The 22,209-nt window shown below is 71.3% G+C and carries 18 protein-coding genes; 10 read left to right on the top strand and 8 right to left on the bottom strand.

Annotated features, from left to right (window positions below):
* Positions 1-213: 213 nt before the first annotated feature.
* From H295_RS0117385 to H295_RS0117395, 3 genes are all read left to right on the top strand, one after another.
* Positions 214-861, top strand: a complete 648-nt coding sequence (locus tag H295_RS0117385; RefSeq protein ID WP_020136610.1) for a TetR/AcrR family transcriptional regulator — start codon at positions 214-216, stop codon at positions 859-861.
* Positions 854-1,165, top strand: coding sequence for a hypothetical protein (locus H295_RS0117390; RefSeq protein WP_020136611.1), 312 nt, complete (start codon positions 854-856; stop codon positions 1,163-1,165). Before H295_RS0117385 ends, H295_RS0117390 begins: the two co-directional genes overlap by 8 nt.
* A gap of 103 nt (positions 1,166-1,268) precedes the next feature.
* Positions 1,269-2,339 (top strand): C40 family peptidase, encoded by a 1,071-nt coding sequence (locus H295_RS0117395; protein WP_106960866.1) that lies wholly within the window; start codon positions 1,269-1,271, stop codon positions 2,337-2,339.
* Here H295_RS0117395 and H295_RS0117400 read toward each other — a convergent pair.
* The 5 genes from H295_RS0117400 to H295_RS0117420 all read right to left on the bottom strand — a co-directional run bounded on the left by H295_RS0117400 (position 2,312) and on the right by H295_RS0117420 (position 7,920).
* Positions 2,312-3,565: a styrene monooxygenase/indole monooxygenase family protein gene (locus tag H295_RS0117400; RefSeq protein WP_020136613.1), complete on the bottom strand. Its 1,254-nt coding sequence runs from the start codon at positions 3,563-3,565 to the stop codon at positions 2,312-2,314. The genes H295_RS0117395 and H295_RS0117400 overlap by 28 nt on opposite strands.
* Positions 3,566-3,679: 114 nt before the next feature.
* Positions 3,680-4,306 carry a GTP-binding protein gene (locus tag H295_RS0117405; protein ID WP_020136614.1) on the bottom strand — a complete coding sequence of 209 codons (627 nt, stop codon included), beginning with the start codon at positions 4,304-4,306 and terminating at the stop codon, positions 3,680-3,682.
* Positions 4,287-4,691 carry a DUF742 domain-containing protein gene (locus tag H295_RS0117410; RefSeq protein WP_020136615.1) on the bottom strand — a complete coding sequence of 135 codons (405 nt, stop codon included), beginning with the start codon at positions 4,689-4,691 and terminating at the stop codon, positions 4,287-4,289. Before H295_RS0117410 ends, H295_RS0117405 begins: the two co-directional genes overlap by 20 nt.
* The gene (locus H295_RS0117415; RefSeq protein WP_020136616.1) at positions 4,688-5,191 is read right to left on the bottom strand and encodes a roadblock/LC7 domain-containing protein; all 504 of its coding nucleotides are present in this window, start codon (positions 5,189-5,191) and stop codon (positions 4,688-4,690) included. Before H295_RS0117415 ends, H295_RS0117410 begins: the two co-directional genes overlap by 4 nt.
* Entirely contained in the window at positions 5,188-7,920 is a 2,733-nt protein-coding gene (locus H295_RS0117420) for a nitrate- and nitrite sensing domain-containing protein (protein ID WP_020136617.1), read from the bottom strand. The genes H295_RS0117415 and H295_RS0117420 overlap by 4 nt, the downstream gene beginning before the upstream one ends.
* A 372-nt stretch (positions 7,921-8,292) precedes the next feature.
* Between H295_RS0117420 and H295_RS0117425 the strand changes: the two genes are divergently transcribed.
* The gene (locus H295_RS0117425; protein ID WP_020136618.1) at positions 8,293-9,081 is read left to right on the top strand and encodes a protein phosphatase 2C domain-containing protein; all 789 of its coding nucleotides are present in this window, start codon (positions 8,293-8,295) and stop codon (positions 9,079-9,081) included.
* A gap of 290 nt (positions 9,082-9,371) precedes the next feature.
* On the opposite strand, the gene H295_RS0117430 is transcribed toward H295_RS0117425, so the two are convergent.
* Positions 9,372-9,866, bottom strand: a complete 495-nt coding sequence (locus H295_RS0117430) for a MarR family winged helix-turn-helix transcriptional regulator (protein ID WP_028809457.1) — start codon at positions 9,864-9,866, stop codon at positions 9,372-9,374.
* 232 nt (positions 9,867-10,098) lie between these two features.
* Between H295_RS0117430 and H295_RS0117435 the strand changes: the two genes are divergently transcribed.
* Positions 10,099-10,962: a lysozyme gene (locus H295_RS0117435; RefSeq protein WP_028809458.1), complete on the top strand. Its 864-nt coding sequence runs from the start codon at positions 10,099-10,101 to the stop codon at positions 10,960-10,962.
* A 101-nt stretch (positions 10,963-11,063) separates the two neighbouring features.
* On the opposite strand, the gene lon is transcribed toward H295_RS0117435, so the two are convergent.
* Complete coding sequence (gene lon, locus H295_RS0117440; RefSeq protein WP_020136621.1) at positions 11,064-13,478, bottom strand: endopeptidase La; 2,415 nt, start codon at positions 13,476-13,478, stop codon at positions 11,064-11,066.
* Positions 13,479-13,657: 179 nt separating this feature from the next.
* Here lon and H295_RS0117445 point away from each other — a divergent pair, with 179 nt between their 5' ends.
* A complete protein-coding gene (locus H295_RS0117445; protein ID WP_020136622.1) occupies positions 13,658-14,314 on the top strand; it encodes a GNAT family N-acetyltransferase in 657 nt (218 codons plus the stop codon).
* Positions 14,315-14,424: 110 nt separating this feature from the next.
* Here H295_RS0117445 and H295_RS0117450 read toward each other — a convergent pair whose 3' ends face one another.
* The gene (locus tag H295_RS0117450) at positions 14,425-15,261 is read right to left on the bottom strand and encodes a rhomboid-like protein (RefSeq protein WP_020136623.1); all 837 of its coding nucleotides are present in this window, start codon (positions 15,259-15,261) and stop codon (positions 14,425-14,427) included.
* Positions 15,262-15,401: 140 nt separating this feature from the next.
* Here H295_RS0117450 and H295_RS0117455 point away from each other — a divergent pair, with 140 nt between their 5' ends.
* The 4 genes from H295_RS0117455 to H295_RS0117470 all read left to right on the top strand — a co-directional run bounded on the left by H295_RS0117455 (position 15,402) and on the right by H295_RS0117470 (position 22,165).
* Complete coding sequence (locus H295_RS0117455) at positions 15,402-16,082, top strand: spermidine synthase (RefSeq protein ID WP_020136624.1); 681 nt, start codon at positions 15,402-15,404, stop codon at positions 16,080-16,082.
* A 123-nt stretch (positions 16,083-16,205) separates the two neighbouring features.
* Positions 16,206-16,943: a response regulator transcription factor gene (locus H295_RS0117460; RefSeq protein WP_020136625.1), complete on the top strand. Its 738-nt coding sequence runs from the start codon at positions 16,206-16,208 to the stop codon at positions 16,941-16,943.
* Positions 16,940-18,046, top strand: a complete 1,107-nt coding sequence (locus tag H295_RS0117465; protein ID WP_020136626.1) for a HAMP domain-containing sensor histidine kinase — start codon at positions 16,940-16,942, stop codon at positions 18,044-18,046. Before H295_RS0117460 ends, H295_RS0117465 begins: the two co-directional genes overlap by 4 nt.
* 294 nt (positions 18,047-18,340) lie before the next feature.
* Positions 18,341-22,165, top strand: coding sequence for a multifunctional oxoglutarate decarboxylase/oxoglutarate dehydrogenase thiamine pyrophosphate-binding subunit/dihydrolipoyllysine-residue succinyltransferase subunit (locus H295_RS0117470; RefSeq protein ID WP_020136627.1), 3,825 nt, complete (start codon positions 18,341-18,343; stop codon positions 22,163-22,165).
* Positions 22,166-22,209: the final 44 nt, after the last annotated feature.

Consider the following 22,209-nt stretch of genomic DNA (forward strand, 5'->3'; position numbering starts at 1 on the left):
CGCCGCGCACCGGCCGACAGATTCCCGACCGCGACCATCGGGTTTCCGGACGGCGCACCGGACACCAGGCCGGCCACGGCGCCGAACACCAGGTTTCCCCGCCCCACGCCGACCACCAGATCCCCACGCCGCGCGCCGACCACCATGACCACCGGGCCTCCAGCCGCGCGACCAGCCACGACGCCCCCGCCGACGCCGGACTACGCTGCATCCATGAGCCCTGCCGCGCCCGCCTATCGCCGTCTGAGTGTCGAGGAGCGACGCAGTCAGCTGCTGGAGGCCGCCCTCGGCCTGTTCGCGCACCGCGCCCCCGAGGACGTGTCCCTGGACGACGTGGCGGAAGCGGCCGGCGTCTCCCGTCCCCTCGTCTACCGGTACTTCCCCGGCGGCAAGCAGCAGCTCTACGAAGCCGCGCTGAGGTCCGCCGCCGACGAACTGGAGCAGTGCTTCGACGAGCCCCGGGACGGCCCGCTCCTGATCCGCCTGTCCCGTGCCCTCGACCGCTACCTCGCCTTCGTCGACGAGCACGACGCCGGTTTCAGCGCGCTGCTCCAGGGCGGCAGCGTCGTGGAGACGTCCCGGACCACCGCCATCGTGGACGGGGTACGACGGGCCGCGGCCGAGCACATCCTCCGTCACCTCGGGGTCAGCGACCCGGGTCTGCGGCTCCGGATGACCGTACGGATGTGGATCACCGCGGTGGAGGCGGCCTCCCTGATCTGGCTCGACGAGGGCAAGCAGCCGCCCGTGGCCGAGCTGCGCGACTGGCTGGTCGAGCAGTTCGTGGCCGTGCTGTCCGTGACCGCGAACCGTGACCCGGAGACCGCCGCGCTGGTCACGGCCCTCGCGGCGGATGGCTGACACTGGTGCCGTGAAGAGCGAAGACACCCCCTTCGAGGGCGGCCCCATGGACGGCCGGGTGCTGCCTGTGCTGCTGGGACCGACGGGCCACCCGCCGAAGACGTACCGCATCCCGGTCCCGGACGCGGCCGGCGGCCCGCCCACCGTGCTGGTGTACCGCCGGGTGCCCAGGGGGCACAGCAAGCTGGGGATCCAGAAGGGGTGGAAGTACGAGTACGCCCCCGAGGGCGACGCGGACGGCGGGCTGAAGTGGCCCTGGTCCAAGCCCGGCAAGCCCGGCAAGCCGACCGACACCGACGGGTGACGAGGTTGCGCCGAACCGCCCACACCCGGCGCGCGAAAACCTGAGCACCGGCTGATGCTCGCCGTGCGGAACAGAGGGGCTGCTCCGCACGGGAGGTGATGACGTGTCAGGAAGGCTTCTGCGTCTGGTGTGTACGGCGGCGGTGGTGGCCGGCACCGTCCTCGCACCGCTGCCGGCGGCGGCCGTACCGGAGCCCGAGCCGCGCGAGCGCACCGTGGCCGAGCTGCTGACGGACCTTCAGCGGCTGTACCAGGAGACCGAGAAGGCCACCGAGACCTACAACGCCACCGAGGAGCGGCTGCGGGAGAAGCGCGCCGAGGTGGTCCGTCTGGACACCGCCCTGTCCAGGGCCCGGCTCTCCCTCCAGGACAGCCGGGGTGCCGCGGGGCGGCTGGCCCGGCAGCAGTACCAGAGCGTCACCGCCATCTCCCCGTACGTCCGCCTCCTGCTGGCCCGCGATCCCCAGCACGCCCTCGAACAGAACCAGGTCATCGGCCGGTTGGCGAAGGAGCGGGCGAAGACGGTGGGCCGCCTCACCGGCACCGAGCACCGCGCCGACGGGCTCGCCCGGGTGGCCCGCAGGGCGCTCGACGACCAGCTCACCCTCGCCGCCCGGCAGAAGAGGGAACGGGACGCCGTGCAGCAGAAGCTCACGGAGGTGGAGGACCTCCTCGCGTCGCTCACCGCCGAACAGCTCGCCCGGCTGGCCGAGTTCGAGGAGAAGGGGGTGGCGAAGGCGCAGGAGGAGCTGACGACCTCCGGCGCCCTCGGCCACGGCGAACGCAAGTCGACCAAGAAGGGCGAGAAGGCCCTGGAGTACGCGCGCCGCCAGCTCGGCAAGCCGTACCAGTGGGGCGCGGAGGGACCGAGGACCTACGACTGCTCGGGCCTGACCTCCAGGGCCTGGGCGCACGCCGGCACCCGGATCCCGCGGACCAGCCAGGAGCAGTGGGCCCGGCTGCCGAGGGTCGAGCTGAAGGACCTGCGTCCGGGGGACCTGGTGATCTACTTCCCCGAGGCCACGCACGTGGCGATGTACGTGGGGAAGGGCAAGGTCATCGAGGCCCCGAGGACGGGCCAGAGGGTGAAGGTGTCCCCCATCGCGTCGCACCCGATCCTCGGAGCCGTACGGCCGGACGGTGCCGGTCAGGCCCCGGCGACCGAGGCCAGGTAGGCGCCCGCCTTCTCCGGCTCGTAGAAGTACTCCTCGAAGTCCGCGGGGTTGTCGAAGCCGTTGGCGAAACGGTCCGCCACCGGCGGCAGCTGCCCTGCCGCGCCGATGAGGTTCAGGATGTGCTCCGGCGGCGGAGCGAGCATCGCGTTGGTCCACTTGGTGACGTGCCGGGCGGTGTCCCAGTACCGCTCGAACGTCCCCCGCATCCACTCCTCGTCGAACTCCTTCTCGCCCTGCTCCAGGATCGAGGCGAGGTAGGAGGCGGCGCACTTGGACGCGGAGTTGGAGCCCTGCCCGGTGATCGGGTCGTTGGCGACGACGACGTCGGCCACGCCCAGGACCAGTCCCCCACCGGGCAGGCGGCCTATCGGGTTGCGCACGGTGGGCGCGTAGCGGCCGGCCAGTGTGGCGCCGGCGTCGGTGAGTTCGACGTTCGTGGCGCGCGCGTACTCCCAGGGCAGGAACTTCTCCATGAGGTCCAGGGTCAGGGAGAGGTGCTGCGCCGGGTCCTTCACGCCGTTGAAGACGTCGAGCGGGCCGCCGGGGACGCCCTCCCAGAACAGGATGTCGGCGCGCCCGGAGGTGGTGAGCGTCGGCATGACGAACAGCTCGCCCACGCCCGGGACCAGGTTGCAGCGGACCGCCTCGGTGTCCGGGTGCTCGGGGCGCGGGCCCAGGCCGTGGACGTAGGAGACGGCGAGGGCGCGCTGCGGCTCGGTGTACGGGGAGCGCTCGGGGTCGCGGGCGAACATCGACACCAGCTCGCCCTTGCCGGCGGAGACCAGCACCAGGTCGTAGGTGCGGGAGAAGTAGTCGAGGTCGCCGACGGCCGCGCCGTGGATGACGAGCTGGCCGCCGCGCTGGGCGAAGGTCTCCATCCAGCCGGCCATCTTGACCCGCTGGTCGACCGACTGCGCGTACCCGTCGAGCCTGCCGAGCCAGTCGATCGCGCGCTGCGAGGGGCCCGGGTCGAAGGAGCCGGGGGCCGCCACCGAGACGCCGAGCCCCTCGATCTTCGGGGCCTGGGACTCCCAGAAGTTCAGCTGGAGGTCGCGCTCGTGCTGGAGTGCCGTGTGGAACATGCACTGCGTCGACATGACCCGGCCGGAACGGATCTCGTCCGCGGTCCGGTTGGACATCAGGGTGACCTCGTAGCCGTGCGACTGGAGGCCGAGGGCGAGCTGGAGTCCGGACTGGCCGGCTCCGACGACGAGTATCTTCCGCATGCGGGTGATGGCTCCTTACAGGGCAGTGCTGCTCGGGGACGACGTCCGCCTCCGGGCTCGCTCGGGGGTGAGGTCCACACCGGGCTTCCGCCGGGGTGACGTCCGCGACCGGGCTTACTCGGGGGTGACGTCCAGCGCGTGGCCGACGAGGGACAGGAGCGTCTCGATCACCGAGATCCGCCGCCGCGCGTCCATGATCATGACAGGTATGTGTGCGGGGACCGTGAGCGCCTCCCGCACGTCCTGCGGGTCGAACAGCTCGCTGCCGTCGAAGTGGTTGACCGCGACGACGTACGGCAGTCCGCAGCTCTCGAAGTAGTCGAGCGCGGGGAAGGAGTCCTTGAGGCGGCGGGTGTCGGCCAGGACGACCGCGCCGATCGCGCCGCGCACCAGGTCGTCCCACATGAACCAGAACCGCTCCTGGCCCGGCGTCCCGAAGAGGTAGAGGACCAGGTCGTCGTCGAGCGTGATGCGGCCGTAGTCCATGGCCACGGTCGTGGTGACCTTCTCCGGGGTGCCGGTGAGGTCGTCGACCTGCTCGCTGGCCTCGGTCATCAGCGCCTCCGTCTGGAGGGGCTCGATCTCCGAGACGGTGCCCACGAGGGTGGTCTTGCCGACGCCGAAGCCGCCGGCCACGACTATCTTCGTGGCGACGGGCGCCCGGGTGCGGTCCGTCTGCCAGGACTTCAGGTTGTCGTCGGTGTCCTCGAGAGCGAGGTCCCTAAAGGCGACGGAGTCCACTCAGCACCCTTTCCAGCAGAGCGCGGTCGGGACGGCCCGTACCGTGAGCGGTACCGGTGCCGTACACACGGATCTTTCCCTGGTCCGCGAGGTCGCTGAGCAGCACCCGGACCACACCGAGCGGCATCTTCAGCAGCGCGGAGATCTCGGCCACCGTGCGCATCCGGCGGCACAGTTCGACGATGGCCCGCAGCTCCGGCATGACCGACTTGAGCGAGCCGTTGGTCAGCTCCCTGCGCTCCTCGGGAGCTTCGAGAGCCGCCACGAAGGTCTCGACCAGGAGGACGTGACCGAAGCGGGTGCGGCCGCCGGTGAGGGAGTACGGCCGTACGCGCGCGGGTTTGCGGTCGCCGCCGCGGACGGGGAGGTCGGGCCGGTTCGTCATCGGGCGCTCCCCGTCCCCTCGTTCTCCAGCGACTGCCGTAGCTCGCTGCGGAGTTCGGGGGTCAGGACGTGCCCGGCGCGGCCGACGAACAGGGCCATGTGGTAGGCCACCACGCTCATGTCGCAGTCCGCGGAGCCGTGCACGCCGAGCAGCGAGCCGTCGCTGATCGACATCACGAACAGGCTGCCGTCGTCCATCGCGATCATGGTGTGCTTCGTGGAGCCGAAGTCCATGAGCTTGGCGGCGCCGAGGGTGAGGCTGCCGATGCCGGAGACGATGGTCGCGAGGTCGGCCGACGAGCCGCGCGGGCCCGCTGGTTTGCCTTCCCGGGCCTCGCGTGCCTCCGCGTTCCGATCGGCGTCGGAGGAGAGCAGGAGCAGGCCGTCGGAGGAGACGACGGCGACGGACTGGACACCGGGGACCTCCTCCACCAGGTTCGTCAGCAGGAAGTGGAGATTGCGGGCCTCACGACTCAGTCCGAAGGTACTGGGCGCGGTCAACTGCTTGCCTCCTCGACAGTGCCCCCCGTGGCTTCTTCGGATGCGGTGCGGTGTTCTGCGGCCGGCAGCTTGGTCTCGCCGGTTCGTTCCTTGATCTCTGCCTCCACGTCCCGGTGACCGGCCTCCGCCCCCCGGCGGAAGCCGCCCAGCCTGCGGCGGAGTGCCTCGGCGTCCACCGACGCGTTGCGCCGGCGCGGGGCCGGGGCGGTGGGCGCGGTGATCTTGGGCGTGCGCTTGGGGAGGCCCTTGTCGGTGAGGGGTTCCTCTTCGGCGCGGGTGTGTTCGGTCTCGATCTCGGCGGCGGGTGCGGGTGCCGGTGCCTGCGGGTCGTGCGGTGCGGTTTCCGGGGTCTCCTGGGCCGGTACCGGTACCAGCAGCTCCATCGTCGTCTCGGCCGGGGACTCCGGCGCCTGTGCGCGGACGGCCTGCTCGGCCAGCGCGACCAGGGGGTCGCCCTGGTCGCCGTGGCTGTCCTGGTCGCCCTGGTGGCCTCGGTCGCCCTGGGAACGGCCGCTGAGGACGTTGGAGTTGACCTCCGCGTCCGCGCCCGGCAGGGCGAAGGTGTGGGTGGTGCCGGTCGCCGGGGTGTCGGCGGCCGGTACGGCCGACGCGGGCGCGGCGGAGAGCAGGGGCCCCGGGAGGACGACGACCGCGGCCACGCCCCCCTGCTTCTGCTCGCGCAGCTGTACGCGGACGCCGTGCCGGTGGGCGAGGCGGGCCACGACGTACAGGCCGAGGCCGAGGCCCTCGTCGCCCTCGTCGTACGACTCGTAGGCGGCCTCGGGATCGAACTCGGCGAGGCGGGAGTTGAGGGTGGTCATCCGCTCGGCGGTCATGCCGATGCCCTCGTCCTGGACGGAGAGCATGACCTCGCCGCTCTCCAGGAGCCAGCCGGAGACCTCGACGGGAAGGTCGGGCGGGGAGAACGCGGTGGCGTTCTCCATCAGTTCGGCCAGCAGGTGGGAGAGGTCGTCGGCGGCGAAGCCCGCCACATGGGCGTGCGGCGGCAGGGCGGCGATGCGGACCCGCTCGTAGCGCTCGATCTCGCTGACCGCGGCCCGGACGACGTCGACCAGCGGGACCGGGCCCGCGCTCTGCTGGACGTGTTCCGTGCCGGCCAGGACGAGGAGGTTCTCGCTGTGGCGGCGCATGACGGTGGCGAAGTGGTCGAGCTTGAAGAGGGTCGCGAGGCGCTCGGGGTCCTGCTCGCGCTCCTCCAGGTTCTCGATGACGGCGAGTTGGCGTTCGACGAGGCCGAGGGTGCGCAGCGCGAGGTTGACGAAGGTGGCGCCGATCGTCCCCCGCAGGCGCGTCAGCTGGGCGGCGGACTCGGCGAGTTCGCCCTTGAGCTGCTCGCGGGCGTCGGCCATCTTCTGGCGCTGGCCGACCAGGTGCTTGCGGTCGGACTCCAGTGTGGTGATCCGCTCGGCGAGGGCGACGGCGTGCGCGTGCAGGGCGTTGACGGAGCGGACGACCTGGGCGAACTCGTCGTTGCGGCCGGTGAAGGAGACCGCTTCCTCGGTGGTCGGGTCCTCGGCTCCGGCGAGCCGCGCGGAGCCCCGGCGCAGCACGGACAGCGGGCGGGTGAGGGTGCGGGCCATGGCGGTGGCGATGCCGACGGCGAGCAGCATCAGCGCGCCGAGTATCGCGACGCGCAGCTCCAGCGCGCTGACGTCGTCGTCGCGCAGCTGCTCCAGCGCCTTGACCCGGCGGTCGAAGAGGGCCGATTCGGCGCCCCGCATCAGGTCGACGCGGGCGGAGAGGGCGTCGTCGAGCTTGGTGGTGCTGGTGCCGAGCTCGCCGCCGGCGAGGGTGGGCTGGTCGGTGAGGGCCGCGAGGTACTTGTCGGCGGAGTTGACGTCGGGGCCGGTGACCGTGGAGTCGAAGCTGGCCTTGGCGGCCGCGGGCGCGGATTCCTGGAAGTCGGCGAGGGCCGCGTCGGAGCGCAGCCGGGCCTGCTGGGCGGCGGCGCTGAGCGCGTCGCGCTGCTTGGCGTCGGCGGCCGAGGTGACCTTCTTGGTGTCGGTCAGGCCGGTGAGGGGGTTGTAGACGCTCTGGGTCGTCGTCGGCACGCTGAGGGCCGCGAGCAGCAGCCCGCGGGTGGCGGCGGCCTGCTGTACGGCGGAGTCGAGCTCTGCGAGGGCGTAGGCGCCGGAGCCCGCGCGGGGCGGGGTCTTCGCGGCCAGCTCCTCGGCGAGCCGGTGCAGCTCGGTGACGGCAGCCGAGTAGGCGTTGTGCGCCTCCAGGGCGGTGGACTTCCCGGTGAGGGCGGAGTGCCGCACGGCGGCGATGTCGTCGAGGTCGCCGCGCAGGGCCGGGGAGAGGTCGGTGTCGGCGCGCAGTTCCTCGATCTGGCGGTCGACGCGGGCGCTCGACTGCTCGCCGGGCGCCTTGGACTTGGGGCGGCCGGCAGCGATGTACGGGGTGACCTCGTCGCGTTCGTCGGCGAGCGCGTGGGCGAGGTCGAGCGCGTCCTGGGTCTGCTCGGCGAGCGTGACCAGGTCCTGGGAGTCGTGGAGGTCCGCGGACGCGGTGACGAGGGAGGGGGCGCCGGCCCCGGCGATCGCGGCGGCCACGACGGCGACGGCGAGAATCAGCCGGGTGCGGACATGGGTGGGGCGGCCCTTGCCGACGGGGGTCTCGGGGGCGCCGGGCGCGACGGGTGTGCGCTCCGCTTCTTTGCCGGAGGCCGTCTGCTTGCCTGTGCGACGAGGCCGCGTCTTCTGCACCGCTGCTCGCATTCCTGAACTCGTGAAACCCATGGGCCCGGAGTGACGCTCCGTCAACTGGTGTGCACACCGGGGTGCGATTCCCGACCCTCCCAGCGCCGGTGGGCGGTGGGCGAGCATCGCCTGAGCCGCCACCCGAAGGAGTGAACCCCGTCGGGGAGTTGGCGGGCAAGTTCCTGCGGCACGCGCGCGTGTCGGGCCCGGCGGGCCGGTTGGACGCCGGGGAGAACCGATGGCAGGATTCGCCACCACGTCGGGCCGGAGTGCGCCAATCCCTCCTAAACCAGGCGTCTGACCTGCGCGTGTGCGTCAATTCCGGGACCGTTGCCGGGCTTTGGCGAAGCTTGTGAAGGGGTCGTGCAGACTGGCCGAATGCGTACGGAACTTGTCACGGAGCCCGGGGATGTCCAGCGGCCCAACGAGGACTTCGCGAGTGTCGCTCTGCCCGCGTCCGGGCGGGGCGGAGTGCTGGTCGTGCTCGACGGGGTGACGCCGCCGCGGAGCGGGACCGGGTGTCTGCATTCGGTTCCCTGGTTCACGGCCCGGCTCGGCGGGGCGCTGACCGAACTGGCCGTTTCGCTCACGGATGTTCCGCTGGTGGAGGTGCTGTCGGAGGCCATCGTGCGCACAGCTCGGTCACACGGTGAAGGTTGTGACCTTTCTCACCCGCGCACGCCCCAGGCGACGGTGGCGATGGCGCGGTGGTCGCCGTCGGCCGTGGAGTACCTGGTCCTGTCCGACTCGATGCTGCTGGCGGAGTCCCCGGACGGGGTGGTGACGCCGGTGCTGGACGACCGGCTGGCGCGGATCCCGCGCGCCGCGCTGGCCACGGACGCGCTGGTCGACGCCCACCTCCGCAACAAGGAGGGCGGCTTCTTCACGGCGGCCGCGGATCCCTCGGTGGCGGAGCGCTCGGTGACGGGTTCCCTCCCCCGCGCCGAGGTCCGCGTCCTGGCCGCGCTCACGGACGGCGCGGCCCGCTGGGTGGAGCGCTTCGAGCAGGGCACCTGGACCGACTGCCTCGCCTTCGTACGGCAGCACAGCGCACAGGCCCTCGTGGACCGCGTACGAGAACTGGAGCACGGGGACGCGGAGGCGCGAGTCCGCCTGGGCCGCGCCAAGACCCACGACGACGCGACGCTGGTCTATGCGGAACTGTGAGGGGCGGGGGCTGGGCCGATCGGGGGCTCGACGGGGTGCGTGGGGCCACGGACCAGGCGGGGCGGGTGCTCGACGGGGTGGCGGGAGGGGCGTCCGGTCGGGTGCCCCGGAGACGTCGGCCGGCTGTCGCCCGCGATCCTCTCCGAGGCCCCAGGTGCCCCGATCGGCTCAGCGGCCGGGTTCCGGGGGACGCCGACCCGGCACCGCGAACAGCTGGGCCGACTGACGCCGGACGGCCCGACCCGGCGCGGCGCCAGGGGCGGCTTGTCGGTCAGGTCGCAGACGTCCGGCTACTTCTCCATGCCCCGGTTCAGCTGGTTCAGGAGGCGGGCCAGTTCCGTGACCTCTGCCGGGTTCCAGTGGGCGAGGCGGCCCGCGTAGCGGGCGCGGCGGGCGTCGCGGACGCGTTGGACCCGGGTGCGGCCCTCCTCCGTGAGGTCGACGAGCCAGGCGCGGCCGTCCGCGGGGTCCGGTTCGCGGGCGACCAGGCCCAGTTCCTCCAGGGCGCGCAGCTGGCGGGACATCGTGGCCTTGCCGACGCCGATGTACCCGGCCAGTTCCGTGGCGCGCTGACGGCCGCATTCATCCAGACGGACCAGCAGGCCGTACGCCGCCGGCTCCAGGTCGGGGTGGACCTCGCGGGCCATCTCCCCCTGGTTGGCCCGGGCGCGCCGCAGCAGGACGGTCAACTCGCGTTCCAGCGCGAGGAATCCGGGCTGGTCCACACCGCTCGGCGGGGCGTCGGCCGTACGTCGGTCCCCGCCACCCTTTCCGTCTTCGTGCACGTCAGCCCCTGCCTCGGATTTCCCGGTTGTGAAAGTTTCCGCCAAATTGCGCCGTAGCCGCAGCTCCGTAAGTATTTCGCAGGGCTAGACCATCGGCAGCAACCGGTCCCTCTTCCCAGCCGCTCACAGCCGTGCGTAGCTTCTTGACCGGGCGATGTCTGGCATGCCCACGCCACACACCCCGGCCGGGTGTTCCCCCACCGAGCATCACCGAGCCCTTCGGAGGCCCGCCATGCCCGTGCACAGACCCGGATCCCCCCGCCCACGGCGCGCGTTCCTCGCCGGCGCCCTGATAGCCGTATGCGCGTTGGTGCCCATAACCCCGGCGTCGGCCGCCCAGTCGCCCGACGCCACCAGCAGCGCCGGCGCAACGGCCAACGCCCCCACCACCCCACCGCGCGGCACCGCCCGCATGGGCATGGGCGTCGCCGCCCACGACGGCCAGGGCGGTCTGCCCACCGGCACCCGCGCCGCCCAGACCGAAGGCGTCGACGTTGCCAGCTACCAGGGCAACGTCTCCTGGACGACCCTGTGGAACAGCGGGGTCCGCTGGTCGTACAACAAGGCCAGCGAGGGGACGTACTACACGAACCCCTACTTCTCCCAGCAGTACACCGGCGCCTACGGCGTCGGCATGATCCGCGGCGCGTACCACTTCGCGACCCCGGACACCACGACCGGCGCAACGCAGGCCAACTATTTCGTCGACCACGGCGGCGGCTGGTCCGCCGACGGCAGGACCCTGCCCGGCACCCTCGACATCGAGTGGAACCCGTACGGCGACACCTGCTACGGCAAGTCCACGAGCGGGATGGTCAGCTGGATCCGTGACTTCCTGAACCAGTACAAGGCCCGCACCGGCCGCAACGCCGTCATCTACACCTCCACCACCTGGTGGTCCCAGTGCACCGGCAACTACGCCGGCTTCTCCGCCAACCCGCTGTGGATCGCCCGGTACGCCTCGACCGCCGGAACGCTGCCCGCGGGGTGGAGCACCTACACGATGTGGCAGTACACGTCCTCCGGGCCGACGGTCGGCGACCACGACAAGTTCAACGGGGCGCCGGACCGCGTACAGGCGCTCGCCAAGGGCTGACGCGCTCTCCGGCACGGCGAAGGCCCGGGCCTCCCTCACGAGAACCCGGGCCTTCACCTCATCCGGCAGCCGCGGGACGGGCCCGCTGACGGACTACGGCGTCACGCCGCCACCGGAACCTCCGGCGCCGCCCCGTTCACAGCCGGGGACAGCGCCAGCTCCAGGACCTGGCGGACGTCGGTGACGGCGTGGACGTCGAGCTTGTCCAGCACCTCCGCCGGGACGTCGTCCAGGTCGGCCTCGTTGCGCTTGGGGATGATGACGGTGCTCACCCCGGCGCGGTGCGCGGCGAGCAGCTTCTGCTTCACGCCGCCGATCGGCAGGACCCGGCCGGTCAGGGAGACCTCGCCGGTCATCGCCACGTCCGTGCGGACCAGGCGGCCGCTGAGCAGCGACGCCAGTGCCGTCGTCATCGTGACGCCCGCGCTCGGCCCGTCCTTCGGGACCGCGCCCGCCGGGAAGTGGATGTGCACGCCCCGGTCCTTGAGGTCGGCGACCGGCAGCTCCAGCTCGGCGCCGTGCGACCTGAGGAAGCTCAGCGCGATCTGCGCGCTCTCCTTCATCACGTCACCCAGCTGGCCGGTCAACGTCAGACCCGCTGCGCCCGTCTCCGGGTCGGCCAGCGACGCCTCCACGTAGAGCACGTCCCCGCCCGCTCCGGTGACCGCGAGTCCGGTCGCCACACCCGGGACCGCCGTACGGCGCTCCGCCGGGTCCTGGGCCGACTCGGGCACATGGTGCGGCCGGCCGATCAGGGCCCGCAGGTCGTCGGCGCCGATGGTGAACGGCAGCTCCCGCTCGCCCAGTTCGTGCTGCGCCGCGACCTTGCGGAGCAGCCGGGCGATCGAGCGCTCCAGGGTGCGCACGCCCGCCTCGCGGGTGTACTCCCCGGCGAGCTTGCGCAGCGCGCTCTCCTCCAGCGTCACCTCGTCCTTGTCGATGCCCGCCCGCTCCAGCTGGCGCGGGAGCAGGTGGTCACGGGCGATGACGACCTTCTCGTCCTCGGTGTAGCCGTCGAGCCGGACCAGCTCCATACGGTCCAGCAGCGCCTCGGGGATCGCCTCCAGGACGTTCGCCGTGGCGAGGAACACCACGTCGGACAGGTCGAGTTCGACCTCCAGGTAGTGGTCGCGGAAGGTGTGGTTCTGCGCCGGGTCCAGGACCTCGAGGAGGGCCGCCGCGGGGTCGCCGCGGAAGTCGGAGCCCACCTTGTCGATCTCGTCGAGCAGGACGACCGGGTTCATGGAGCCGGCCTCCTTGACGGCCCGCACGATCCGGCCGGGCAGCGCGCCGACGTACGTACGGCGGTGGCCGCGGATCTCGGCCTCGTCGCGGACGCCGCCGAGGGCGACCCGGACGAACTTGCGGCCCATGGCGTGCGCGACGGACTCGCCGAGGCTGGTCTTGCCGACGCCGGGCGGGCCGACGAGCGCCAGCACGGCACCGCCGCGCCGCCCGCCGATGACACCGAGGCCCCGGTCGCTGCGGCGCTTGCGCACCGCCAGGTACTCGGTGATCCGCGCCTTCACGTCTTCCAGGCCGGCGTGCTCGGCGTCCAGGACCGCCTTGGCTCCCTGGATGTCGTACTCGTCCTCGGTCCGCTCGTTCCAGGGGAGTTCGAGGACGGTGTCCAGCCAGGTGCGGATCCAGGAGCCCTCCGGGGACTGGTCGCTGGACCGCTCCAGCTTGTCGACCTCCTTGAGGGCGGCCTCCCGCACCTTCTCGGGCAGGTCGGCGGCCTCCACGCGGGCGCGGTAGTCGTCGGACTCCTCGCCGTCCTGCTCGCCGTTGATCTCGCGCAGTTCCTTGCGGACGGCTTCCAGCTGACGGCGGAGCAGGAACTCGCGCTGCTGCTTGTCGACGCCCTCCTGGACGTCCTTCGCGATGGTCTCGGCGACGTCCTGCTCGGCGAGGTGGTCGCGGAGCTGCTGGGTGGCGAGCTTGAGGCGGGCGATCGGGTCGGCCGTCTCCAGCAGTTCGACCTTCTGCTCGGTGGTCAGGAAGGGCGAGTAACCGGAGTTGTCGGCGAGCGCGGACACATCGTCGATGGCCTGCACCCGGTCCACGACCTGCCAGGCGCCGCGCTTGCGCAGCCAGGCGGTGGCGAGGGCCTTGTACTCCTTGACCAGTTCGGCGACATGACCGGGCAGCGGTTCGGGGACGGTCTGCTCGACCGTGGTCCCCTCGACCCACAGGGCGGCACCCGGGCCGGTGGTCCCCGCACCGATCTTCACCCTGCTCCGGCCGCGGATGAGGGCGCCCGGGTCGCCGTCGGCCAGCCGGCCGACCTGCTCGACGGTGCCGAGCACACCGGTGCTCGCGTAGGTCCCGTCGATCCGCGGCACCAGCAGGACCTTGGGCTTGCCGGGTTCCGAACGGGCGGCGGCCTGGGCGGCCTCCACCGCGGCGCGGACGTCGGCGTCGTTCAGGTCCAGCGGCACCACCATTCCGGGCAGCACGACCTCGTCGTCGAGCGGCAGCACAGGCAGAGTGAGCGGTGTGGACGTCGAAGCCATGATCTCCCCTTCGGCAGTCAAGTTGAGCTATGCCGACTCAATGCACGTGAGCCTCCGAATGTTCCCCACCCGCTTTCCTGTTCGCTGTGGGCGATCACCGCTGTCTGGAGCAGCCGTCCGGCACCTATCGTGCGGTAGGTAACAGTCGGAATGCTTGATAGACCATTACAGGGGGTTCGGTGGACGGGATCGTGCAGGCATGGGTGGACGGCTGGGTCGTGTCCCGCGGGGCCGCCCCGCCGCAGCGTGAGGCGTGGGGGTTCACCGTGGACGTGGGGCAGACCGGGCACGTCTCGCGGCATGTCTTCGACGCGCTGGGTGACGGGGTGGACGAGGGCGCCGTGCGCAAGGTCGCGGACGCGGTGACGGGCGCCGGGGTGTGGCTGAAGGTGTTCCAGGACCCGGAGACCGTCGGCGCGTGGCTGGGCGAGGGCTGGTGGGTGGACCCCGAGCCCGGGTATCTGATGACGGTCCCGCTGGCGGGCACGCGAGCGGAAGCCGGTGTGCCGGACGGTTACCGCACGCGCGTGTGGTCCGCCGGCGGCGTCACGCGCATGCTCGTCGCCGCGTCCGACGGCTCCCTCGCCGCCCGCGGCCAGGTGGCCCCTACGGGCGCGAGTGCCGTCTTCGACCAGATCGAGACCGTGCCCGCCCATCAGCGGCGGGGGCTGGGCAGCGTCGTCATGCGCACGCTCCAGGCCGCGGCGGCCGCCACGGGTGCGCGGACCGGCGTCCTGGCGGGCACGCCGGCGGGCCGGGGGCTGTACGAGTCCCTGGGCTGGCATGTGCAGGCTCCGCTCACCAGTGCGAAGTTCGTGGGACCGAACACCGGGTGACCGCCCCGCCGTCTCCGGCGGTGCCCGCCGGCCGCACAGCGGACAACACCCGGCCGCGGTCGGCTCTTCCCGGGTACGGGGAGGACCGCCGCAGGGGAGCCCCGGATCGTCTACGACGGCCCTGCGAGGACCTGGTCGGCCGGCTGCGGGTGCCGCTCGTGGTGCCAGCGGCGTACCAACGGCCAGGTCGCGATGCCGGTCAGCAGGGCGATCGGGTGGCCCCAGTCGGTCAACGGGTCGGTGAAGGCGATCAGGTCGGTCGCCAGCTCCCAGCCGAAGAGGGCGAGCAGCGGCCAGCGCAGCCACGGGCGGAGGAGCCCGGCGAGCGCGCCGAGGCTCGCGGCGACGCCGAAGCTGACGCCGTAGTCGAGGCGATGCAGTGAGGAGGCGGGCAGGTGTCCGGCCAGGACCGCGACACCTACGGGGCCCTCGGTCGCGAGGGTCGCGCCGACGTGCCCCAGCAGGAAGACGGCGGCCGTGCGCATCCCGCCGATCCTGCGCTCCAGCGCGGTGAGGACGAACAGCAGGGCGACGGCGTACGGCGAGAGGATGCCGCCCGCGATCCACAGCGCACTGGCCGCGAGCACCAGCATCGGCGTCCGCACCAGGTGGGCCACATCGGTGCTGGAACCCTGGTGCAGGGTGTGCACGAGAGCGGGGCTCAGACGCGCCGAGACGAGCGAGACCGCGACCAGGACGGCGCCGTAGCCGAAGGTGAACGGGGTTCCGGTGGGCGTGGGGAACAGCCGCCGACCGCGCCGGACGTCAAACCGCCGGGCGGGGACGGTCGTTGCCGCTTCCCGTGGCTCAACTTCCCGTGGCTCAACGGTGGTCTCCGCCGCCGCACTCCGCTGCCGGGGCATGCCGTCGAGCAGCACGGCGACATCCGGGAGGCGGTCGTCGGGAGAGGACCCGTCGGGAGGAGCTGCGGGGGCGGTCCGTTCCAAGGTGAGCTGCTCCTTCCGTTTCACCCCCAGCCTTCGCGCCCGACCCACCCGCTGTCTGTGACCCGCACCACCCCGGCCGCGATTCACAGCGACTTCTCAAGAAGCCCCGTCCCCCTGGGCATTGCTGCCAGGATGGGCCGATGCCCACCTCGTACGACATTCCCGAAGTCCTGGACCGTCGCGAGGGCCCCTACGGGGAGGTCGTCCTGCGGCGCCACGGCGAGTTGCTCCAGATCATCGCCAACGGCTGCTTCCTGATGGACACCTCCGACGGGCGCTCGGAGCGGATCCTCGTCGACGCGGCGCTCGGTGCGCTGGACGACCGCCCCCACCCGCACGTCCTGATCGGCGGTCTGGGCGTGGGCTTCTCGCTCGCACACGCCGCCGCGAATCCGCGCTGGGGCCGGATCACGGTCGTGGAGCGGGAACCGGCGATCATCGGCTGGCACCGCGACTCCGGGCCGCTCTCGGCGCTCTCCGCGGCCGCGCTGGCCGATCCGCGGACGAACATTCTGGAAACGGATCTAGTCGGATTCGTCAATGAGACATGCGCCACTTTTGACGCGCTCTGCCTCGACATCGACAACGGCCCCGACTGGACGGTCACGGACGGCAACCACGGCCTCTACGCACCTGCCGGACTCACAAGCTGCGCAAGGGTGTTGAAGCCGGGCGGGGTACTGGCGGTGTGGTCCGCCAGACCATCAGCGGAATTTGAGGGATCCCTAGCAAATGCCGGGTTCCAGCAGGTACGTACCGAGGAGATCCCCGTTGCCCGGGGCGTACCCGACGTCGTACATCTCGCCGTCCGACCTGGATAGCAAAGGGGTGATGACTCCCCGTACTCTGCTTCCCTACGCCGATCATTCAAGCGTCAATCGCAGTCATGCGCAGACAAGGAATCACCCCACATGGTTCCGGAAAGCACTCCCCAGGGGCGGGCGATGGAGCAGACACACACCTCCCAGAACGGCACGACGACCACCCAGGGCGCACAGCGCCGCGTGCTGGTCGTCGAGGACGATCCGACGATCGTCGACGCCATCGCGACCCGCCTGCGCGCCGAGGGATTCCTCGTGCAAACGGCGGTCGACGGTCCGTCGGCGGTCGACACGGCCGAGGCCTGGCAGCCCGATCTGCTGATCCTCGACATCATGCTGCCCGGCTTCGACGGTCTGGAGGTCTGCCGACGTGTGCAGGCCGCCCGTCCGGTGCCGGTGATGATGCTCACCGCGCGGGACGACGAGACCGACATGCTGGTCGGACTCGGCGTCGGCGCCGACGACTACATGACCAAGCCCTTCTCGATGCGTGAGCTGGCCGCGCGCGTGCACGTCCTGCTGCGGCGGGTCGAGCGGGCGGCGCTGGCGGCCGCGACCCCCAGAAGCGGCATCCTCCGGCTCGGCGAGCTGGAGATCGACCACGCGCAGCGCCGGGTCCGGGTGCGCAGCGAGGACGTCCACCTCACCCCGACCGAGTTCGACCTGCTGGTGTGCCTCGCGAACACCCCGCGCGCGGTGCTCTCCCGTGAGCAGCTGCTGGCCGAGGTCTGGGACTGGGCGGACGCCTCCGGCACCCGCACGGTCGACAGCCACATCAAGGCCCTGCGCCGGAAGATCGGCGCCGAGCGGATCCGCACGGTGCACGGCGTGGGCTACGCCCTGGAGACGCCGACGCCATGAGCGAGGGTCCGGCAGGCCGGAGAGGCCCCAGGGAGCCCTGGGGGGGCGTCAGCCCGTTCTCGATCAAGACGAAGCTGGGCGCGCTGGTCGTCATCGCGGTCCTCATCACCACCGGGCTGATGATGATCGCGATGCGCACGGCGACCGAGCTGCGCTTCATCACGGTCTTCTCGATGATCGCCACCCTGCTCATCACGCAGTTCGTGGCGCATTCGCTCACCGCGCCCCTGGACGACATGAACGCGGTCGCCCGGTCCATCTCGCACGGCGACTACACCCGCCGGGTCCGCGAGAACCGCCGGGACGAGCTGGGCGACCTGGCCCAGACCATCAACCGCATGGCGGACGACCTGGAGGCCCAGGAACGCCAGCGCAAGGAACTTGTGGCAAATGTCTCCCACGAGCTGCGCACCCCCATCGCGGGCCTGCGCGCGGTGCTGGAGAACATCGTCGACGGGGTGACCCAGGCCGACCCCGAGACCATGCGCACGGCCCTCAAGCAGACCGAGCGGCTCGGACGGCTGGTGGAGACCCTGCTGGACCTGTCCCGCCTGGACAACGGCGTCGTACCGCTGAAGAAGCGCCGTTTCGAGGTGTGGCCGTATCTCTCGGGCGTGCTGAAGGAGGCCAACATGGTCGCCACCGCGCGCGCGGGCATCGCCTCCGGATCCGGCAGCCACACCCGCAACGACGTGCACCTGCACCTCGACGTGACGCCGCCGGAGCTGACCGCGCACGCCGATCCCGAGCGCATCCACCAGGTGGTCGCCAACCTGATCGACAACGCGGTCAAGCACAGCCCGCCGCACGGCCGCGTGACGGTCAAGGCGCGGCGCGGGGCCCTGCCGGAATCCCTCGAGCTGGAGGTCCTCGACGAGGGCCCCGGCATTCCGCGCTCCGAGTGGCACCGCGTCTTCGAGCGGTTCAACCGCGGCCAGGTGCCGCGGCCGCACGGTCCGGGCAGCGACGGCGGCACCGGGCTCGGGCTCGCGATCGCCCGCTGGGCGGTGGATCTGCACGGCGGCCGGATCGGTGTGGCCGAATCCGAGCGGGGTTGCCGGATTCTTGTCACCCTTCCAGGGCTTCCCTCTCTGCCAAGTTGACGTAAAGTTCGAAGCGGAGCCACAAGATCCATCTCTGTTCCGCGCCGACGGACACGTGTGATCAGGCAGAGGGCCGCGCGGTCGTCGCGCAGGGCCCCGCTCGGCGCTTCCCGAACCGTCCGTCACTGAACGGAACCCCGCTTGTTTCCCGCCATTTCCGGCCCCGAAACCCGCTGTTTCATGTGACTTACACGACGATGGACGGGCCCGGCCTGACCTCAGGGGTCTTGGGGGCGTAGCCTTTATTCCCGCTGTCCATCACCTTGTGAGAAGCGGAAGAGGGCGGTTGCCGCCGTGTCGCCACAGTCCCCCAGTAACTCGAGCATCTCGACCGACGCAGACCAAGCGGGCAAGAACCCCGCTGCCGCGTTCGGCCCGAACGAGTGGCTCGTCGACGAGATCTATCAGCAGTACCTCCAGGACCCGAATTCGGTAGACCGAGCCTGGTGGGACTTCTTCGCCGACTACAAGCCGGGTGCTGCGGGCGCTCCGGCTCCGGCGGGTACTGCGGCCGCGGGGGCCGCAGGGACCACCTCCCCGGCTCCGGCCGCCGCGGCTCCGGCCCAGGCTCCCGCGCCGGTCGCCCCGGCCGTGCCGGCTCCCGCCGCCGCGAAGCCCGCCGCCGCTCCGGCTGCCGCCCAGGCCGCCGCGCCCGCCGCCCCGGCCCAGGCGGCTCCGGCCGCCAAGCCGGCGGCCGCTCCCGCGAAGCCCGCCGCCGCGAAGCCGGCCGCGCAGGCCTCCTCGCCGGAGGGCCCGGAGCTGGTCACGCTGCGCGGTCCCGCCGCCGCGGTCGCGAAGAACATGAACGCCTCCCTGGAGCTGCCCACGGCCACGTCCGTGCGCGCGGTCCCGGTGAAGCTGCTCTTCGACAACCGCATCGTCATCAACAACCACCTCAAGCGCGCCCGGGGCGGGAAGATCTCCTTCACGCACCTGATCGGGTACGCGATGGTGCAGGCCATCAAGGCCATGCCGTCGATGAACTGGCACTACGCGGAGAAGGACGGGAAGCCCACCCTCGTCAAGCCCGCGCACGTCAACTTCGGCCTCGCCATCGACCTGGTGAAGCCCAACGGCGACCGCCAGCTGGTCGTCGCGGGCATCAAGAAGGCCGAGACGCTGAACTTCTTCGAGTTCTGGCAGGCCTACGAGGACATCGTCCGCCGCGCTCGCGACGGCAAGCTGACGATGGACGACTTCTCGGGCGTCACGGTCTCCCTGACCAACCCGGGCGGCCTCGGCACGGTCCACTCCGTGCCCCGCCTGATGCCCGGCCAGTCGGTCATCATGGGCGTCGGCTCCATGGACTACCCGGCGGAGTTCCAGGGCACCTCCCAGGACACCCTGAACAAGCTCGGCATCTCGAAGGTCATGACGCTCACGTCGACCTACGACCACCGGGTCATCCAGGGCGCCGCCTCCGGCGAGTTCCTGCGGATCGTCGCGAACCTCCTGCTCGGCGAGAACGGCTTCTACGACGAGATCTTCGAGGCGCTGCGCATCCCGTACGAGCCGGTCCGCTGGCTCAAGGACATCGACGCCTCGCACGACGACGACGTCACCAAGGCCGCCCGCGTCTTCGAGCTGATCCACTCCTACCGGGTCCGCGGCCACGTCATGGCCGACACCGACCCGCTGGAGTACCGCCAGCGCAAGCACCCCGACCTGGACATCACCGAGCACGGCCTCACCCTGTGGGACCTGGAGCGGGAGTTCGCGGTCGGCGGCTTCGCCGGCAAGTCCCTGATGAAGCTGCGCGACATCCTCGGCGTGCTGCGCGACTCGTACTGCCGCACCACCGGCGTCGAGTTCATGCACATCCAGGACCCGAAGCAGCGCCGGTGGATCCAGGACCGCATCGAGCGCTCCCACACCAAGCCGGAGCGCGAGGAGCAGCTGCGCATCCTGCGCCGCCTGAACGCCGCCGAGGCGTTCGAGACCTTCCTGCAGACGAAGTACGTCGGCCAGAAGCGCTTCTCCCTGGAGGGCGGCGAGTCCGTCATCCCGCTGCTCGACGCGGTCCTCGACTCGGCCGCCGAGTCGCGCCTGGACGAGGTCGTCATCGGCATGGCCCACCGCGGCCGCCTGAACGTCCTGGCGAACATCGTCGGCAAGTCGTACGCGCAGATCTTCCGCGAGTTCGAGGGCAACCTCGACCCGAAGTCGATGCACGGCTCCGGCGACGTGAAGTACCACCTGGGCGCCGAGGGCACCTTCACCGGCCTGGACGGCGAGCAGATCAAGGTCTCGCTGGCCGCGAACCCCTCCCACCTGGAGACGGTCGACCCGGTCATCGAGGGCATCGTCCGCGCCAAGCAGGACATCATCAACAAGGGCGGCACGGACTTCACCGTCCTGCCGGTCGCCCTGCACGGTGACGCAGCCTTCGCGGGCCAGGGCGTGGTGGCCGAGACCCTGAACATGTCGCAGCTACGGGGCTACCGCACCGGCGGCACGGTCCACATCGTCATCAACAACCAGGTCGGCTTCACGGCGGCGCCGGAGTCCTCGCGCTCGTCTATGTACGCCACCGACGTGGCCCGCATGATCGAGGCCCCGATCTTCCACGTGAACGGCGACGACCCGGAGGCCGTGGTCCGCGTCGCGCGGCTGGCCTTCGAGTTCCGCCAGGCGTTCAACAAGGACGTGGTGATCGACCTCATCTGCTACCGCCGCCGCGGTCACAACGAGTCGGACAACCCGGCCTTCACGCAGCCGCTGATGTACGACCTGATCGACAAGAAGCGCTCGGTGCGCAAGCTCTACACCGAGTCCCTCATCGGTCGCGGCGACATCACCCTGGAAGAGGCGGAGCAGGCGCTCCAGGACTACCAGGGCCAGCTGGAGAAGGTCTTCACCGAGGTCCGCGAGGCCGTCACGGCCCAGCCGGCCGCCGGCCCCGTCTCCGACCCGCAGGCCGAGTTCCCGGTCGCCGTGAACACCTCGATCTCCACGGAGACCGTGAAGCGGATCGCCGAGTCCCAGGTCAACATCCCGGACACCTTCCACGTCCACCCGCGTCTGCTGCCGCAGCTGCAGCGCCGCGCGGCCATGGTCGAGGACGGCACCATCGACTGGGGCATGGGCGAGACCCTCGCCGTCGGCTCGCTGCTTCTGGAGGGCACCCCGGTCCGCCTGTCGGGCCAGGACTCCCAGCGCGGCACCTTCGGCCAGCGCCACGCGGTCCTCATCGACCGCGAGACCGGCGAGGAGCACACCCCGCTCCAGTACCTCGCCGAGGAGCAGGCCCGCTACAACGTCTACAACTCGCTGCTCTCCGAGTACGCGGTCATGGGCTTCGAGTACGGCTACTCGCTGGCCCGCCCCGACGCGCTCGTGCTGTGGGAGGCGCAGTTCGGCGACTTCGTCAACGGCGCGCAGACCATCGTCGACGAGTACATCTCGGCGGCGGAGCAGAAGTGGGGCCAGACGAGCGGTGTCACGCTGCTCCTCCCCCACGGCTACGAGGGCCAGGGCCCGGACCACTCCTCCGCGCGTGTGGAGCGGTTCCTCCAGCTCTGCGCCCAGAACAACATGACGGTCGCGATGCCGACCCTGCCGTCGAACTACTTCCACCTCCTGCGGTGGCAGGTGCACAACCCGCACCACAAGCCGCTGGTGGTCTTCACCCCGAAGTCGATGCTGCGCCTGAAGGCCGCCGCGTCGAAGACGGAGGAGTTCACCTCGGGTCAGTTCCGCCCGGTCATCGGCGACTCGTCGGTGGACGCGGCCGCGGTCCGCAAGGTCGTCTTCGTGGCGGGCAAGCTGTACTACGACCTCGAGGCCGAGCGGCAGAAGCGCGGCATCACGGACACGGCGATCATCCGCATCGAGCGCCTGTACCCGCTGCCGGGTGCCGAGCTCCAGGCGGAGATCGCCAAGTACCCGAACGCCGAGAAGTACCTGTGGGCCCAGGAGGAGCCGGCGAACCAGGGTGCGTGGCCGTTCATCGCCCTCAACCTGATCGACCACCTGGACCTGGCGGTCGGCGCGGACGTCCCGCACGGCGAGCGCCTGCGCCGCATCTCCCGCCCGCACTCGTCGTCCCCGGCGGTCGGTTCCGCGAAGCGGCACCAGGCGGAGCAGGAGCAGCTGGTGCGTGAGGTGTTCGAGGCGTAACCGCTCGCGCGGGCAGCACGTCACCGGGCCGCATCCCTCTCCCG

This window comes from Streptomyces sp. 351MFTsu5.1, assembly GCF_000383655.1.
Taxonomy (GTDB): domain Bacteria; phylum Actinomycetota; class Actinomycetes; order Streptomycetales; family Streptomycetaceae; genus Streptomyces; species Streptomyces griseorubiginosus.

What these genes read in the sequence shown, in the direction of transcription:
- H295_RS0117435 (WP_028809458.1), top strand. Translation starts at nt 10,099, where the DNA reads ATGCCCGTGCACAGACCCGGATCCCCCCGCCCACGGCGCGCGTTCCTC.
- H295_RS0117460 (WP_020136625.1), top strand. Translation starts at nt 16,206, where the DNA reads ATGGAGCAGACACACACCTCCCAGAACGGCACGACGACCACCCAGGGC.
- H295_RS0117465 (WP_020136626.1), top strand. Translation starts at nt 16,940, where the DNA reads ATGAGCGAGGGTCCGGCAGGCCGGAGAGGCCCCAGGGAGCCCTGGGGG.
- H295_RS0117410 (WP_020136615.1), bottom strand. Translation starts at nt 4,691, where the DNA reads ATGACGAACCGGCCCGACCTCCCCGTCCGCGGCGGCGACCGCAAACCC.
- lon (WP_020136621.1), bottom strand. Translation starts at nt 13,478, where the DNA reads ATGGCTTCGACGTCCACACCGCTCACTCTGCCTGTGCTGCCGCTCGAC.
- H295_RS0117455 (WP_020136624.1), top strand. Translation starts at nt 15,402, where the DNA reads ATGCCCACCTCGTACGACATTCCCGAAGTCCTGGACCGTCGCGAGGGC.
- H295_RS0117400 (WP_020136613.1), bottom strand. Translation starts at nt 3,565, where the DNA reads ATGCGGAAGATACTCGTCGTCGGAGCCGGCCAGTCCGGACTCCAGCTC.
- H295_RS0117425 (WP_020136618.1), top strand. Translation starts at nt 8,293, where the DNA reads ATGCGTACGGAACTTGTCACGGAGCCCGGGGATGTCCAGCGGCCCAAC.
- H295_RS0117390 (WP_020136611.1), top strand. Translation starts at nt 854, where the DNA reads ATGGCTGACACTGGTGCCGTGAAGAGCGAAGACACCCCCTTCGAGGGC.
- H295_RS0117385 (WP_020136610.1), top strand. Translation starts at nt 214, where the DNA reads ATGAGCCCTGCCGCGCCCGCCTATCGCCGTCTGAGTGTCGAGGAGCGA.